The 14,931-nt window shown below is 70.6% G+C and carries 9 protein-coding genes; 2 read left to right on the top strand and 7 right to left on the bottom strand.

Annotated elements, in window-relative coordinates; genetic code table 11:
• The first annotated feature begins 391 nt into the window (after positions 1 to 391).
• Both ACIOJD_RS14770 and ACIOJD_RS14765 read left to right on the top strand, forming a co-directional pair.
• Positions 392 to 5,029 (top strand): hypothetical protein, encoded by a 4,638-nt coding sequence (locus ACIOJD_RS14770; protein WP_401912771.1) that lies wholly within the window; start codon positions 392 to 394, stop codon positions 5,027 to 5,029.
• The gene (locus ACIOJD_RS14765) at positions 5,026 to 5,670 is read left to right on the top strand and encodes a hypothetical protein (protein ID WP_401912769.1); all 645 of its coding nucleotides are present in this window, start codon (positions 5,026 to 5,028) and stop codon (positions 5,668 to 5,670) included. The genes ACIOJD_RS14770 and ACIOJD_RS14765 overlap by 4 nt, the downstream gene beginning before the upstream one ends.
• Here ACIOJD_RS14765 and ACIOJD_RS14760 read toward each other — a convergent pair.
• The 7 genes from ACIOJD_RS14760 to ACIOJD_RS14730 are packed head-to-tail and all read right to left on the bottom strand — an operon-like array spanning position 5,658 to position 14,924.
• A complete protein-coding gene (locus ACIOJD_RS14760) occupies positions 5,658 to 5,960 on the bottom strand; it encodes a hypothetical protein (RefSeq protein ID WP_401912766.1) in 303 nt (100 codons plus the stop codon). The two genes, ACIOJD_RS14765 and ACIOJD_RS14760, sit on opposite strands and share 13 nt — an antisense overlap.
• Before the next feature lie 5 nt (positions 5,961 to 5,965).
• Positions 5,966 to 8,086, bottom strand: a complete 2,121-nt coding sequence (locus ACIOJD_RS14755; protein WP_401912763.1) for an ATP-binding protein — start codon at positions 8,084 to 8,086, stop codon at positions 5,966 to 5,968.
• Between the two features lie 5 nt (positions 8,087 to 8,091).
• Positions 8,092 to 9,945 carry a hypothetical protein gene (locus ACIOJD_RS14750; protein ID WP_401912760.1) on the bottom strand — a complete coding sequence of 618 codons (1,854 nt, stop codon included), beginning with the start codon at positions 9,943 to 9,945 and terminating at the stop codon, positions 8,092 to 8,094.
• Entirely contained in the window at positions 9,942 to 10,478 is a 537-nt protein-coding gene (locus ACIOJD_RS14745) for a hypothetical protein (protein ID WP_401912758.1), read from the bottom strand. Before ACIOJD_RS14745 ends, ACIOJD_RS14750 begins: the two co-directional genes overlap by 4 nt.
• 2 nt (positions 10,479 to 10,480) lie before the next feature.
• Positions 10,481 to 11,620 (bottom strand): hypothetical protein, encoded by a 1,140-nt coding sequence (locus ACIOJD_RS14740; protein WP_401912755.1) that lies wholly within the window; start codon positions 11,618 to 11,620, stop codon positions 10,481 to 10,483.
• The gene (locus tag ACIOJD_RS14735) at positions 11,617 to 13,632 is read right to left on the bottom strand and encodes a hypothetical protein (RefSeq protein WP_401912752.1); all 2,016 of its coding nucleotides are present in this window, start codon (positions 13,630 to 13,632) and stop codon (positions 11,617 to 11,619) included. Before ACIOJD_RS14735 ends, ACIOJD_RS14740 begins: the two co-directional genes overlap by 4 nt.
• A gap of 2 nt (positions 13,633 to 13,634) precedes the next feature.
• Complete coding sequence (locus ACIOJD_RS14730; protein ID WP_401912750.1) at positions 13,635 to 14,924, bottom strand: hypothetical protein; 1,290 nt, start codon at positions 14,922 to 14,924, stop codon at positions 13,635 to 13,637.
• Positions 14,925 to 14,931: the final 7 nt, after the last annotated feature.

Below are 14,931 nucleotides of genomic sequence, written 5' to 3'. Positions count from 1 at the left end.
GTCGCGTCGAGAGCCCGTGCCTCTGGGGCCTCTCGTACGGCCTCGCACGCCTCGTACGCCTCGTACCGGACCTATCGCGAACAGAGGTCCGGACGTATGCCGATGCGACGGTGACGCCGACGTGACGTCGGGGTCGCGGGGCTCTGACGCGCTGGATGGCATCGTGTTTCCGTCCCGATGGTAGGAGCGTCGCCTGCCAGGAGCGCGTCCTGCCCCGCCTGACGATCAGAGGACGCGTCGGATGCCTCCGCCAGCGAAAGCCCCCAGGCCACCGTTGTCCGCTCCTGCTCCGGCGATGGCGTTACGGGCAACGGACACGCGGCGGCCGGCCCAGACGAACACTCGGCGTGGCAGCGGGCGAGTCTCCCTTCCGGGGACGGCCGATGCGGGGATGGCGCTGCCCCTGGTGGGGAACGCGGCGACGACGGCGGCCTTGAACAGTCTGCCGCCGGGTGCGCCGAGATTGCCGGGGCAGGGGTTCCCGGCCTTGCAGGGCCTGGCCGGTCAGGGGACGGTGGGAAACGCGGCGGTCGCGAGTGGTGCCGTCGCCGCACCTCGCGGGCCGGTGGCGCCCGGCACAAAACAACCCAGAGTCGGGGCGGCCCGTGCGGCCGGGACACGGCCTGTCGCGGTCAAGGCGAAGACGCCGCCCGCGACAGCCCCGGACGCACAGGAGCGGGGCCGGGCCGATACGTCCACCGAGCAGCGGCCCGAGAAGACCAAGGGCAAGACAGAGGCTGGCGGACACCGATCGCCGGGGGCCGATCCGAAGTTCCAGGCGCTCAAGAAGGATGTGGCCGCCAAGAAGCGGATGGTGGGCACCAGTCATCCGCCCGCCCGGACCGAGGCGACCGCGGCGCAGGAGGCGGCAGTTCCGCCCGCGGACGACCAGGAGGCACGGGGCAAGGCCGCCCATGCCGAGGACATGGACGCCGCTCAGCCCAAGGAGTTCAACAAGGACGCCTTCGTCGCGGCGGTGGAGAAAGCCATCGCGGACCGTGCGCCCAAGAACCTTGACGAGGCTGACAAGTTCGGTGACTCGGGCAAGGCTGAGGAGGTCAAGCAGGAGGTCCAGGGCAAGGTCGGCGAAGGCAGAGAGAGCGCCGCACAGGAGATCGCCGACACCACCGCGCAACCACCCCAGCCCGCACCGGACGCCAAACCCGTGGTCCCGCTGAAGTCGGACCGGCCACCGGGCAAACCCGCCGGGCCCAACGCCAACCATGCGGTGCCCGACACACTGCCCGCCTCGGCCACCGACATGTCCGCCGGCCCCGAACAGGTCAACCGGCAAATGGCCGACGCGAAGGTCACCGAAAAGCAGCTGGCCCGCTCCAACGAACCGACGTTCAAGGCCGCGCTGGCCAGCAAGAAGACGATGGACAAGCACTCGGCCACAGCCCCCCGCGCGTTGCGCGGCGCCGAGGCCGAGGAGAACAAGTCGGTCAGGAACAACGCGGCAGTGGTCGGGCCGGCCGCCATGACGTCCATGGCCGGCACGCGCGTTGACACCGGCCGACAGGTGACCGCGGGCAAAGGCCGGGCCAAGGGCAGCGACGAGGAGAAGCGGGTCACGGTCACCGCGCTGCTCCAGCAGGTGTTCGACAAGACCAAGGCCGATGTCGAGAAGATCCTTTCCGATCTGGACGCCACGGTCGACACCGAGTTCACGCGGGGGGAGAAACGCGCACGCGACCAGTTCACCCGTGAACACGAACAGGGGATGGAGGAGTACAAGGACCGGCGCTACTCCGGCTGGGCGGGCAAGGCCCGCTGGGTCAAGGACCTGTTCGCCGACCTGCCCGAGGAAGCCAACCGCGTCTACGAACGGGCCAAGGCCAACTACCTCACCGCGATGCGACAGGTGATCACCGACATCGCCGGCACCGTGGAGCGCGAACTGCGCCGGGCCAAGGACCGTATCGCCGACGGCCGCAAAGAGCTCAGGTCGGCGGTGGACAAGCTGCCCAAGGACCTCCAGGCCATCGGCCGGCAGGCCGCGGGCGAGTTCGCCGACAAGTTCGACGAGCTGCGCGACACCGTCAACGACAAGGGCACCGAACTCGTCGACACCCTGGCCACCAAGTACACCGACGCGGTCAAGGAGGTCGACAAGGAGATCGCCGCGGAGAAGGAGAAGAACAAGGGGCTGGTCAACAAGGCCAAGGACGCGATCGCCGGCGCCATCCAGGCCATCAACGAGCTGAAGAACCTCCTGATGGGCGTGTTGCGCAAGGCGGTACAGGCGATCGGGATGATCCTGACCGACCCGATCGGCTTCCTCGGCAAACTGGTCAGCGCCGTGGGCGGCGGACTGGAACTGTTCAAGAAGAATGTCGGCAAGCACATGCAACAGGGCGTGCTGACCTGGCTGCTGGGGGTCGGCTCCTCCGCGGGCGTGCAGATCCCCGCCAAGTTCGACATACGCGGAATCCTGCTGATGATCGCCTCACTGCTCGGGATCAGCTGGCAGAACATCCGCTCACGCCTCGTACGCAAGGTGCCCGAACAGGCCGTGAGCGCGGCCGAGACGGCTGTACCGCTGGTCTCGGCGGTCAAACGTCAGGGCGTGGCCGGTGCCTGGGACGATCTGAGGAGCCGCGTCGGCGACCTGAAGAAGGACCTGGTCGACCGGCTGATCAAGTACCTGACGCCGACCGTCGTCCTCGCGGGCATCACCTGGATCCTCTCTCTGCTCAACCCCGCGTCGGCGTTCGTCCGCGCCTGCAAGATGATCATCGACATCGTCCGGTTCATCGTCACCCAGGCCCGCCAGATCATCGAATTCGTCAACTCGGTTCTCGACGCGGTCATCGCCATCGCCCGCGGCGGCACCGGCGGAGTCCCCGCGATGATCGAACGAGCCCTGGCCCGCTCCATCCCCGTACTCATCGGCGCCCTGGCGGCGATCCTGGGCATCGGCGGTATCGCGGGCAAGGTCCGGCAGATCTTCCAGCAGCTGGCCGCCCCCGTGAACCGCGCCGTCGACTGGGTCATCGACAAGATCGTCGGCCTGGTCAAGAAACTCTGGGCGAAGATCAAACCCAGGAAGAAGCCCGCGGCGAAGCCGGCGAGGCGCGGGCCGGACCGGAAACGGCCCGGCAGGCGTCGCCCGGACAGGTCCCGCAAGCGCCGCAAGGACAAACGGCCCAGGCGCGGGGCCAAGCCGGACCGGAAGAGGAAGCGCCCCGAGAAGCGGTCCAAGAAGGACATGCAGCGCGCTCTCGATGCCGCTGTTCGCGACGCGACACGCCTGCTGGATGCGGAAGGGGCAACAGAGGAGAGCGTACGGCGGGGACTTCCGGCCATCAAAACGCGGCACCGCCTCAACCAAATCCTGCTGGAACAGGCGGCCCCCGGCAGGTACTTCATCACGGTGGCCATCAACCCCAAGAAGCGCACGTCGTACAGGGACATCTTCCCCTACAAGATCGGCAAGGCCAGGAAGCCCATCAGTATCGAAAGGCACCCACACGCAGTCGTGCAGCTGCATGCGATCACACAGCCCATGGACATGGAAAGGAACGACCGCTGGATCGGCTTCGTCGTCAACATGGCGGCCATCCCCGACGAGATCCGGAAGAACCCGACCGTGGCACTCCGGTACCTCGACAAGGCATGGGAGGGCACGGGAGCCAAGCACGCCCAGGACCTGGCTGAGGCAAGGACCGCCGTCGTGATCGGCATCAACACGTTCGAGCGACTCAACCCGCAGGGGGACAATTCCATCACGGGCGCCATCAACAGCGTCGGTCGGCGGCCGGAACTCCGGATGGCGGTGTTCGGCTTCGTCTGGACGCCCAGATGGGTCAACGTCAAGACCGACGCACCGGTGGGCATTGACGCGGTGCGGGCGTCATACCAGCGGTTGAACTCCCGCAACAAGAGGCGCGCCGAAGCCAACGAGAAGGGCCTGCGCGACAAGGACGCACTTCCCTACGGCCTCTTCCGCGAAGAGGTCATGCGCTCCGAACACACCCGGGCGGCGGTGGAGATCCTCAAGGCGGTGAACCGTCAGGTCCACATCGTGAGCCAGGACGCCGACACCGGCGCTGCCGCCATCAGCGGGGTGGGAGTCCTGCGCGCGTACGAGAAGGTGCTCTCCGAGATGGACAGGCACCCGCTACTCACCATCGGCGGCTACCACTTCGAGGACTTCGATTGGGGCAGGAAAGCCGATCCTCGCGCGAAGCAGCTGACGCTGCTGGCCAACCGCCTGGACCGGGCCATCCGGGTCGCCATCGCCGAAAAGTATCCGCAGATGCTCTACCCGACCGAGCCGAACATGCTCATCAAGGCCTGGGACAAGGACCATTCCGGGGGAATCTTCCAGAACGCCAGGACCCGCGCGCTGCTTGAGGCCGGAGACAACGCGCGTAACCAAGGGAAACTCTTTGGAGTTGGCGGCGCCGAGGGCCGGAACTTCCGGAACCAGTTGATGAAGATCTTCGGCACGGATTTCGCCGTGGTGTACGCGCCTGAGGCGAGCACCAGCACGAGCCCGCTGCCGCGCGACCTCACCCGCGGCCTCACCGTCAGGGCGGAGAGCGTACGCCGGGCCGCCAAGGGGAGGATGCGCGGAAAAAGGTGGGAGGAGGCCATTCGTGTAAGCCACCGGATGTACGCGCTCATCATCCAGTCGCAGTCGAACGCCAGCGCCCATACCCTGGCCAGGGAGTTCTACCGTGCCACTCGCGGACTGAGCCAGGAAGTCAGGGACGAGCTACAGACCAAGATCTTCGTCCATGTCGAGGACGTCGCCATGCTGATGGCGGACAACCCGAAGCTGACCTACGACAGCCCTGCCGTCAGTCGGCATCTGAGGAAACTCGAGAGCAACGTCGAGACCATGGTCACGAGCGACGCCGCGCAGAACGAGCGTTACAAGCAGGCCATCGAGCGGGCGCACGAGACGACGAAGGAGATCATCTCGGCGATGACCGCTCCAGAGTTGACCGGTCTCTGGCACCGTATCCAAAGAGAACTGGACGCGGTCACGAAGCCACGGAAACGAGGAGGACGAGGGTGACTGCGAGGGCCATCGACCGACTGCGGGCAGAGGCGTCACGCGACGACTACGCGTCGATGACCCAGCTGGCACAGGCGCTGTACGAGACCGGGCTCGTCCCGCAGCAGGTGCTGCGCGAATGCTACGGCGTGAGGTTCCCCAAGGAGATCTTCGTTGTCGTCGAGGGCGGGCTGTGGCGGCTGCGATTGCGTGCCCGCTTCACCAACCAGCCTTGGCAGCTGGCCATCCCACCCGCCCGAGGAGGTCCGGCGACCACGCTCAACAGCATGATCGACACCGAACTGCGGCTCCTGGCCGAGGACCCCGATCTGATGCCACTCTTCCGCGTTCCCGCTGTCGCGATTGGCAAGGAGGACCAGGTCGTGTGCTATCGGCTCAGTGAGCTGCGCGCAGGCCGCTCGACGGTCTTCGGTCTCTTTCAGTCATCTCACGCCGGCAGCGCCCTGGACTGTGGGGAGTCCTTGCTGAAGTTCCTGTACTCCGAGCATGCCAGGGCGGTGCGACGGCTTGAGGGTGAGCAGCGCGCGCCGTCGAGTTGGGGAGCCGGTTCGGTGGACGACGAGGAAGTGGAGCAGGCGAACGAGTCCCTGGAGCGGGTCCGGGAACTCCAACGGCAGGCGGCCGACCGTCAGGGCGACTGAACGGCCTTCGGCTTCGATGCCGGGGCCACGACCACCACCGGAGGCGTGACAGGGCTCGTCCGGGCCGCCGCGCCCGCCACCGCCGCGTTGCCCACCTGGTTCTGGCCCACCAGAAGCATGTGTTCGAGAGCGGTCGGCGGTTTCGCGTGGGCCGCGACGGGCGTGGCCTCGGCCGTGGCCGCGGGCCGCTGCTGAACGGGGACGGCCGCGGTCCCGCTGTCCTGGACCCGGGCCGGTGGTGTGGGCGCCACCAGCCGGTGGAGCGAGAGCGGAGGTTCCGTGGGCAGCATCGGCGTCACCCCTGTGATCCGTCGTCGAGCAGATGGGCGTGCGGGCCAAGTTCGGAGGGGCGGAGCAGGCGGGCCTCGCGCTGGTACTGGCGGGTCACGCCGCGCACGATGTGGCGCATGCCGATCGCTGGGGCGTCGGCGTCCGCCGCGGACAGCGCGGCGGTGCGGGCGGCGGCGGCGATGGCCGCGCCCGTCATGTCCAGGCGGGCCAGGACGTCCAGGTCCGCGTCGGGGCCGAGCGGGGCCTCCTGCGGGAACGCGAGGCGCCACAGCCTGCGGCGCTCGGGGACGGCCGGGCGGGGGAAGTGGACCACGAAGTGGAAGCGCCGCGTGAACGCCGGGTCGATGTTGTCCTTGAGGTTGCTCGTCAGGATCACCAGCCCGTCGCTGGCCTCCAGGCGCTGCAAGAGGTAGCCGACCTCCAGGTTGGCGTACCGGTCCGTGCCGTGTTTGACCTCGCCGCGTTTGCCGAACAGGGCGTCGGCCTCGTCGAACAGCAGGACCGCGTGGCTCTCCTCGGCCTGCCGGAACGCCTCCTCCATGTTCTTCTCCGTCTCCCCGACCCACTTGGAGACCACTTGCGCCAGGTCCACCTTGAGCAGCTCCAGGCCGAGCATGCCGGTGACGATCTCGGCCGACATCGTCTTGCCCGTCCCGGGCTCGCCGGTGAACAGCGCCTTCACCCCGCCGTGCGCGGAGCGGCGGGCGAATCCCCATGCCTCGGCGACCCGTGGCCATGCGCGGGCGGCGGACGCGATCTCCAGGATCTGGTTGAACTGCGCGTCGGGCAGGACCAGGTCGTCGGCCGTCCGGCGGGGCACGATCGACTGGACGGTGCTGCCACCGCGCCCTCTGGTCACCGTGGCGATGGCGGGGCGGACATGGTCGGCGACCGGCTCCGGGTGCCCCTTGCCGGCGAGGCGGGCCCCGGCGCCCGCGACCGAGGCCACGGCGCGCAGTTCGCCGCCGCTCATCCGGTACCGGACGGCGAGGTCCTCCAGGAGGGGGCCGTTCAGGTCCGGGAGCGCCGACGACCACATCGCCCGCCGGTCGGGCAGATCCGGTACGGGCACGGTGAGTTCGGCGTACGCGCGTACGGCGAGCAGGCCCGCCGGGCGCCACGGCCTGAGGCCGGTCAGGCAGACCGGTGCCCGCGACCGGAGCAGGACGGCGGAGACCGCCTCGGCCGCCTGCCGGTGCGCCTCGCCGTGCAGGCCGTCGGTGGGAATCCACAGCACGGTGCCCAGCGCCGCGGCCGTCCGCAGGTCGGCCTCGGGGTCGGAGGTCAGGGTCCGCAGTGGTGCCCCCGCCGCTCGGGCCAGTGCCTGTACGGCGTCGAGCTGGCCGTCGGGCGGGCAGCCCCACAGCCCGGCCAGATCGATGTCGCCCGAGCCCAGCGCGCGGCCCAGTCGCACGAGCCGGTCCGAGGACAGATACGGGGAGAGCACGCGCGGTCCGGGCTGTACGACCTCGCCGGGGTCGTGGCCGAGGAGGCCGACGTCTCCGCCCCAGCCCAGCAGGAACTCCAGCACGCCGGGCCCGAGGACCAGTTCCTGGGCGAGTTCGACCGGGGCGTCGCCGTGCGGGCGCAGCAGGCCGTAGCGGCGCAGCGCTCCGGCCGGGCCGAGGGCGCGGCGCCGGGCCAGCCGCCGCGCCGCGTTGTCGGCGCCGACCGTCACCAGCAGTTCCACGCAGGGCAGCCGCCGGTTGAGGTTGTCCACGATGTACGCGTAGATCCGCTCGTAGCCGCGGTCCAGTTCGGGCGCGGCGGTGAGCAGCAGGGCGTCCTGGTCCGCGCGGGTCAGGCCGAACCGGGTGGCGAGCGCGTCCAGCGGCAGGGTCAGTCCTTCGGCCGCCGCGCGCCGCCGCAGGTCGCGTTCGGCTTCCGGCTCCGGCTGCTCCGGTGCGTACGGCTCGGCCATGGTGTCGGTGAAGGCGTGCACCTCGGCGAGCAGGACGTCGACTTGTTCGTCGGTCACGCAGTACGGCGTGAGGTCGGGCCTGGTGAGCAGCCCGGCGATCCGTGCCTGCCGCTCGACCGCGGTGCGCAGCGCCCGGTGTACGTCGGCCAGGCGTATCCGCAGGTGCTCCACCGCCGGTTCGCCCGTACCGCTCATGCCGCTCATCCCCCTCACCCGCCCGAGAAGGTCAGGGTCCGGCCGCCCAGCCACACCACATCGGGAACGTCGGCGAGCAGTCCGCCGCGCAGCAGGTCCGTGTGTCGCCGGCCCAACGGGACTCGTACCCGTACGGCCGTGGGCTCGAACCGGACGGTGGCGTCCAGATCGGCGAACCTGCTCAGGGCCAGCAGCGGATCCGGTGTCTCCCGGTCGCGCCAGAGCGTCCAGGCGAGGGTGCTCAGGCCGAGTGCCGCGGCGAGGGTGACGGTACGTTCCAGGCCGCCGTCCCGCGCGAGCGGTGCCGCCCGGCGCTCGACGGCGAGGACGGTGACCAGGTCGGTGAGGCGGGCGGTGTGGCCGGGCAGTTCCGCGGCCAGCCGTACGTCCACGCGCGCGCCCGGCGCTTTCCACAGGGGGGTGCGCCAGGGCAGCCGTGTCACCGGATCGCCGCGCAGCGGCCGGATGCCGGTCATGAACGGCACACCCGCCGTGGCGAGTTCGCCCAGGGATCCGGTGGGCAGGGGGCCGTCGCAGATCAGCACGTACGGCCGGCCGCACGCCTGCCAGTACGGCAGCAGGTCCCGGATGGTGGCCGCCCAGGCGATCGGGAACATGCCCTGGGCGTCGGCGAGGAGCAGCCGGTCCTCGGCCCCGGTGATCAGCAGAGGGGCGGCGGGGTCGTGGCCGCGGCACACCGAGAGCGCCAGGACACCGTCCAGGACGGGGAACGCGGGCGCCGCGACGCGGGCGAAGCCGGTCAGCCGGTCCTCGGGTACGGGCGAGCCAAGACCGGCGAAGGCCGCCGCGGCCTCGCTGTCCTGTTCGGTCCGGCGCCAGCCGCGTCCGGTCACGCCCAGGACCTTGTACGCCAGGGCCGCCGCGAACAGGGGCGCTTCCTCGGCGAGTTCGAGGCCGGCCAGGGCGGGCCCGATCGCGTCGAGATACCCGATCCGGGCCAGCGGTCCGGCGAGCAGGAAGGGCAGCGCGGACCAGACCCGTACCTCGCCGGTCGTACGGGGTACGAGGGCGCCGCCCGTTGCCGGGGACGGCTCCTCGGCGAAGGAGCCGGACCGACCGGACGGGTCGGACAGGTCGGAGGGGTCGCACAGGGAGTTCCGGTCCGCCGTCGCGAGGTACTCGGTCAACAGGCGCGCCAGGGCGGTGGTGTCACCATCCGGAGGGTCCCCGCGCAGAAGTCCGCGCAGTGCGGCGGGCATCTCCTCGGTCGACGTGTTGAGGAGGGCGCGTCCGGCAAGCTCCGCGAGCAGCCGGCCTGCCGTCGCGTCACCATCACCGTCAGCGCTGCCGTTACCGTCAGCACCGCAGTTACCGTTACCGTCGCCGAGCAGGGCCAGCAGATAGACGCGGACCGAGTCGTCCGGCAACAGTGCGAGGAGCGCGTCCAGTTCGTTCCGCTCGGCGAGTTCCGCGAAGAGCGCGGCGACGGACGGTGCGGGCCATGGACGTACCGCCACCCCGAAGGACTCCTCGAACGACCTCTCGAAGAACCCTTCGAACGCCTCCGCACCGGCGACGGGGGCGCCTGCGGCGGACGCGTCGGCGGAGATCTCCACCATCTCCGCCGGTGCGAAGTGGACTTCGACGGGCATCCGGCCGGGACCGGTCCACCCGGGCCTGCCCGGCCTGACGGTGACGGTCATCGGCTCGGTGATCTCCATGTCCGGCCCGTCGCCCGCCAGTTGCTCCGCGAAGTGGTCCGCCAGCAACTCCGGGAGACTGCCGATCACTTCGTCCACCACAGCGCGTGGATCGGGTCCCCAGCTCCACCCGCCGCGGCGGACCACCGTCACGGTGCAGTGGTGCACCGTGATCTCTCCGGTGGTCCGCGCGGTGGGCGTGTTCACAGCACCTTCGCCTTCTCCAGGCGGCCTGCCCAGCCACCCGCGAGAACCAGGACACCGTGTTCGCTCGCCGCCGCCAGGGTCACCGGCAGTTTGACCGTGGTCTCCCCCGCCGGGATCTCCCCGGCGAGCACATGGGTGTCCTGCTCGTCGGAGACCAGCGCGACCACTTTGATCAGGCTGTTCCTCGCGAAGGGCAGGGTGATGGCGAGGCCGTCCGTCGCCAGTGCCAGCCCGTCCTTCCATGTCGCGAGGCGCAGCAGCGTGGGTTTGGGTCTGGGGGGCGCTTCGGCCGTCAGCTCGACCGCGTAGGCCAGCGGATCGGCGAGGGCGCCCGGTTCGTCGTCCGCCGCCGCCACGGCCAGTTCCCTGGCGTTCAGCGGGAGGGTCGCGGTCCTGCCCGCGCCCAGGGATACGCGTAGCGGCAGTGCGGGTCCGACGAGCGAGGCCACATCGGGCAGGGTGCTCGCGCCGGTCAGGGCGAGCGCGCCGACCACATGGCCGGTGTCGGCCGCGTACACCACGGACAGAGCCATCGTCAGCCACCACCGTTCGTCGCCGCGACCGTGGCCAGGACGAGGAAGTCGACCGTGCCCGGCCGTTCGACGACCTCGCCCGGCGCCATGACAGGGTCGTACAGACGTGCCCGGCACCGGACTCTGCGGTCGCTGTCCACGCCGGTCTCCACCGGGCTGTACAGCGTCGTGCCCGCCGGGGTCGGCGGTACGCGCGGGGTCAGGTGGACATGGACGACGACCCGGCCGTCGGCGACCTGTTCCGCGCTGACTCCGGAAGGCAGCGGCAGGAGCATGCCGTCGGTGGCCGTCCCGGAGGTGACCAGTGTGGTGCCCGCCGAGATCCGGCCGCTGAAGCTGCCCTCGATGACCAGGTTGCCGTTGGCCGCCACGGTCATCAGCGGCGCGATCGTGCCGCCGCCCTGGTACAGGCCGAAGACCAGACTGGGCGGGTCGCCACCGGTCAGCACCAGCACCGGTCCGCCCTCCTGGACGGCCTGGCCGGTACGCAGGGTCAGCGCGCCCGACCGGGCCGAGACGGTGTCCGCGCGGACACCGGCGTGGCGCACCGCGACCCCGCGTGCGGTGGTCTCGATGCCGCTGAAGTGACCGTCCGTCCACCGGACATAGCCGAGCAGGACGAGCCAGCGGGCCGGTGGGTCGGCCGGGGGAGCGCCGATCGCGGGCGGCTGCTGGTCGGCGACCAGCAGTTCGTCGCCGAGGCGTCCGAAGAGGATCTGGTACGACTCCTCCACCCGGGTCTTCGTGGCGGCGCCCGCGCAGGAGTCCGGCCGGGGGGACGTGGCCGGTTCGCGGTCGGCCGCGGTGAGGAAGACGGGGTAGGGATCGTCCGTCGGCTGGTCGGCCCCGTTGACCTCTTCGAAGCCGCTCTCGCGCAGGACGACCGGTTCGGTGAGGACCACCTGACGGCCCGTCCCGTCGATCGCGACGCCGGGCGACACGCTCACTTCCACGAAGCGGGCGTTGGTCCGCGGGTCGGTGCGGTTCGCGGTGACCAGACCGAGGCCTTCGGCGATGCCCCACTCGTGCAGATGCCGCGCGTGCAGGGTGGTCAGAGAACGCGCGTACTCCACCGAGGCCGACAGGTCCGCGGCGGCCAGTACCTGGCCCTCGTGGAAGGCGGGGCGCAGCGGGCCGGTCATGGCGTCTCACCGGGCTTCTGATTCCGGGGCGACCGGGCGCGCTTGGCCGCCGGAGGTTTGGCCGCCGGGGGTTCGGCCGGCTCCGCCGCGGGCGGCTCGGCGGACTCGGCCGACTGGTCCCCCGGTGCGCCTTCGAGTTCCGCGAGCCGGGACCCGAGCCGTTCCGGAACTTGCTCCTCCAGGCGGCTCATCTGCGTTTGGGCGCTGCCCAGTTGTGCGCGCAGCCCTTCCAGGACGGCGGTCAGATCGGCCACTTGCGTCCTGAGCATGCCCAGTTCCTGCATGCTGTCGGTCACTTCGCTGGGTGTGGTGTAGACCTGCTCGTGCAGGGCCTTGGGCGGCGTCTCCCCGGGTGCGGGGGTGAGCAGCAGGGACAACATCTCCTCCAGGTCGCCGGTGCGCGGCCAGTCGGCGAGGAGCCCGTCGGCGTACGGGCGGGGCACCGGGCCCTGGGCCGGGAGGTCGGGTCTGTGGTGGCCCGGCAGAGGCCGGCAGCAGACCCGCCCGGCCAGTTCGCGCAGCCGGTAGAGCTTGGGCAGCCACTCGCCGTACGCCGATCCGCCCGGCAGCACCTGTTCCCGGCTCGCGGAGCAGATCCGTACGACGTCGCAGCCGTCCAGTTCCACCTCGGCGAGCAGGACGTCGGTGTCGGTGCAGTCGTCGCACGGCGGGTTGAGCGTGGCGCATGCCGCGTCGGTCACGAACCGGCGTACCGCGAGGGAGAGTTTCTCGGCCGCTTCGGCGATCTGCCGCAGGTCGGCGATCGTCGTCGGCTCCACGCTGTCCGCCGGTGGGGGCGGCAGCAGCGGCGGTACGTCGATGGCGGCGACGTAGGGGCGCAGCGCGCAGTCGCCGAGCCCGGTGGCCCGGTCGAGGCGGCCGAGGAGCCACTCGCGCATCAGGGCGAGGTCGGCGCGGAACTCCACCTGGAGCGCGTGACCGAGCGGTGTGCCCTGGGCCAGCATGCGTACTTCCAGCTGCGCGTCCGGGGCTCCCCGTTCGGGTACGACGCGGGCCGCGGACTCGGTGACGACCGCGCGGGCGATCGTACGGCGCAGCGGGTCCGGCCACGCCGCCTCCATGTCGGCGCCTTTGAGGCGCCCGCACGCGGCGCCCAGCACGCCGCGGGCGTCCTGGACCTCCGCGAGGCGCGGGTAGTCCTTCTTCAACTGGGTCTGTCCGGCGGCGTCGTAGGTGTCGAACCGGGCGACGGCACTGGCCAGTGCGCGTACGTGATCGGTCATCTCGGGGACTGTCTGCGGCGGGGGCGGCCCTTCTCCGCCCGCGTTCTGACGCAGCCAGTCGAGGCCGTCGGTGAACCGTTTGTTGTCGGCCGCCTCGAAGGCGATGGTCCGGCCCGTGGAGAGCGACGCGGCGAACATGGCGTCGGCATAGTGCCCGAGCCGCCGGTCGCGGGTCCGGGCCTGGTCGGCCTGCGCGGGGCTGCCGAGGCCGGCCAGGAGGGTGGTGCCGGGGTTGTGCCGGTGGTCCTCGAAGTCGCCGTGCTTGACGAGGAATCGGTACCCTTCCCGGATCCTCGACGGCACGCATCCCGGCGTGGGGCAGGGCTCTTCCGTGGCGTACGGCGCCACCGGGTCGACGGAGAGCTCCTGGTAGCGCACGAAGAGGCCGTAGCGGCGCTCCCCGTCGTCGTCGCAGGGGTCACCGCAGTCGACGCCGAGGCCGCTGACGCGCTGTTCCCGCACCAGTGCCCGTACATCGACCCGTTCGGTGCAGGACACCACGATGTCGTTGCCCGCGCAGTCGAAGGCGTGTCCGGGGTGCACCGCCACGGTGCCGCCCCCGCAGGGGTCGCAGGTGACGCCGAGGCCGCGGACGACGCCCGGCCCGTACAGGGAGCGGTTGTGCAGTCTGCTCTTCGCCGTCACATAGTCGACCAGCAGGCCCAGATCGTCCTCGGTCAGCAGTTGTCCGGCGAAGAAGCGGGGGCGTACGAAGGCGGAGGTGCGGGTGGCGTCACCACCGCAGCCGCAACCGCAGTCTGTTCCCATGATCAGCGCTCCTTCACGAAGAACCAGCTCTCGAAGACGTCTCCGCCCGAGCCGGTGCCGGACGTCCAGGGCCCGATGCCGGACGGCGGGAGGTCGCAGCCGCGCCGCCCTTCCACCTCGGTCGCCCCGGTCGCCCCGGTGTCGATGGTCGGTACGCGTCCGCCGACGTGGGTGCCGTCGACCGGACGGCAACAGCGGTCGAGGAGGAACGCGGCGCGGACGGTGACAAGGACGCGGTCGCCGTCCTGAAGCGTCTCGCGTGTGGTCTGGCGGTAGCGGAACTCCCGGGTGAATCTGTGTGATCCGGTCGATTCGGTGGTCGCGTCGGCCGCCGGTTCAGCGGCTGATCCGGTATCGGATTCGACGTGCGGGTCGGCGAAGGCGCCGCCCATGTACCAGGTGGAGGCGTTGCGTCCGCTGCCGCCCTCGATCACCTGGATCTCCACCACGCCGCGTCGCAGCGTGTCCGTACGGACGCCGTCGGAGAAGCGCACGACGAGCCCGCCGTCCTCGTCCTGGGTGCCGAGCAGGGCCTTGGCCTCGTCGACCGTGTAGGTGTGTCCGTGGATCCAGTTGATTCCGGTGATCACCGTGGGCACGTGTGTGCCGAACGGGCGGCGGATGTTCATGTGGATCTGGTCCGCGCGCACCGGCTCGTACCAGTCCACGCAGTCGATCCTGGCCAGCCACAGCGTCTTGTGCTCGCACCGGGAACAGCAGGTGTCGCAGCGTTCGTCCGCCGGCGGCTCGCAGCCGGTGACGCGTACCGTGCAGCACTCCTCCGTCCAGCCGTACTCGCAGTCGGAGGTCTCCGCGCAGGCGTCGTTGTAGACGGCTCGAGTGGGCTCGACGGGCCGCTCGGCGTACTCGACGCCGATCCAGACCGTGTCCGTGTCCCGTTCGTCCCGGGGAAGCGCCTTCCACAGGTCGATCACACAGCCGCCCCGGACCACGACCTCGTTGCCGTCGCAGTCCACGGCGAGACCGGGGGTGAGTCTCACTTCGGCCCTGCGCCGCCCGCGCTCCGCGCTCCCTTCCGTGCCCTCGGTGTCCTCCGCCACCTCGTGGTGGTCCGGTGGGCAGTCGTCGTGATGCCGCACCGGCCGTACGTACAGGCCGCACACCACCCCGTAGCCGAGCAGGGAGCGCATGCGCAGCTTCAACTTCTCGCGGAAGTACTCCTGTTCACGCTGGAAGTCCCTGGCGCCCAGATTCTGGCCGTGGAAGTACCGCAGCCTGCGCAGTGGCGGCGTGTCGAACGCCTCCGTCGGTCCTGTCCCTGTCTCCGTCATCGCACGG

This window comes from Streptomyces sp. NPDC088116 (assembly GCF_044741745.1).
Lineage (GTDB): Bacteria > Actinomycetota > Actinomycetes > Streptomycetales > Streptomycetaceae > Streptomyces.
Note: the sequence above shows the minus strand (reverse complement) of the source record. Positions and strands in the feature narration are given on the sequence as shown.

Bases quoted from the DNA above. Each gene is read 5' to 3' on its own strand.
- ACIOJD_RS14770 (WP_401912771.1), top strand. From the start codon at position 392: ATGGCGCTGCCCCTGGTGGGGAACGCGGCGACGACGGCGGCCTTGAAC.
- ACIOJD_RS14760 (WP_401912766.1), bottom strand. From the start codon at position 5,960: ATGCTGCCCACGGAACCTCCGCTCTCGCTCCACCGGCTGGTGGCGCCC.
- ACIOJD_RS14755 (WP_401912763.1), bottom strand. From the start codon at position 8,086: ATGAGCGGCATGAGCGGTACGGGCGAACCGGCGGTGGAGCACCTGCGG.
- ACIOJD_RS14745 (WP_401912758.1), bottom strand. From the start codon at position 10,478: ATGGCTCTGTCCGTGGTGTACGCGGCCGACACCGGCCATGTGGTCGGC.
- ACIOJD_RS14740 (WP_401912755.1), bottom strand. From the start codon at position 11,620: ATGACCGGCCCGCTGCGCCCCGCCTTCCACGAGGGCCAGGTACTGGCC.
- ACIOJD_RS14735 (WP_401912752.1), bottom strand. From the start codon at position 13,632: ATGGGAACAGACTGCGGTTGCGGCTGCGGTGGTGACGCCACCCGCACC.
- ACIOJD_RS14730 (WP_401912750.1), bottom strand. From the start codon at position 14,924: ATGACGGAGACAGGGACAGGACCGACGGAGGCGTTCGACACGCCGCCA.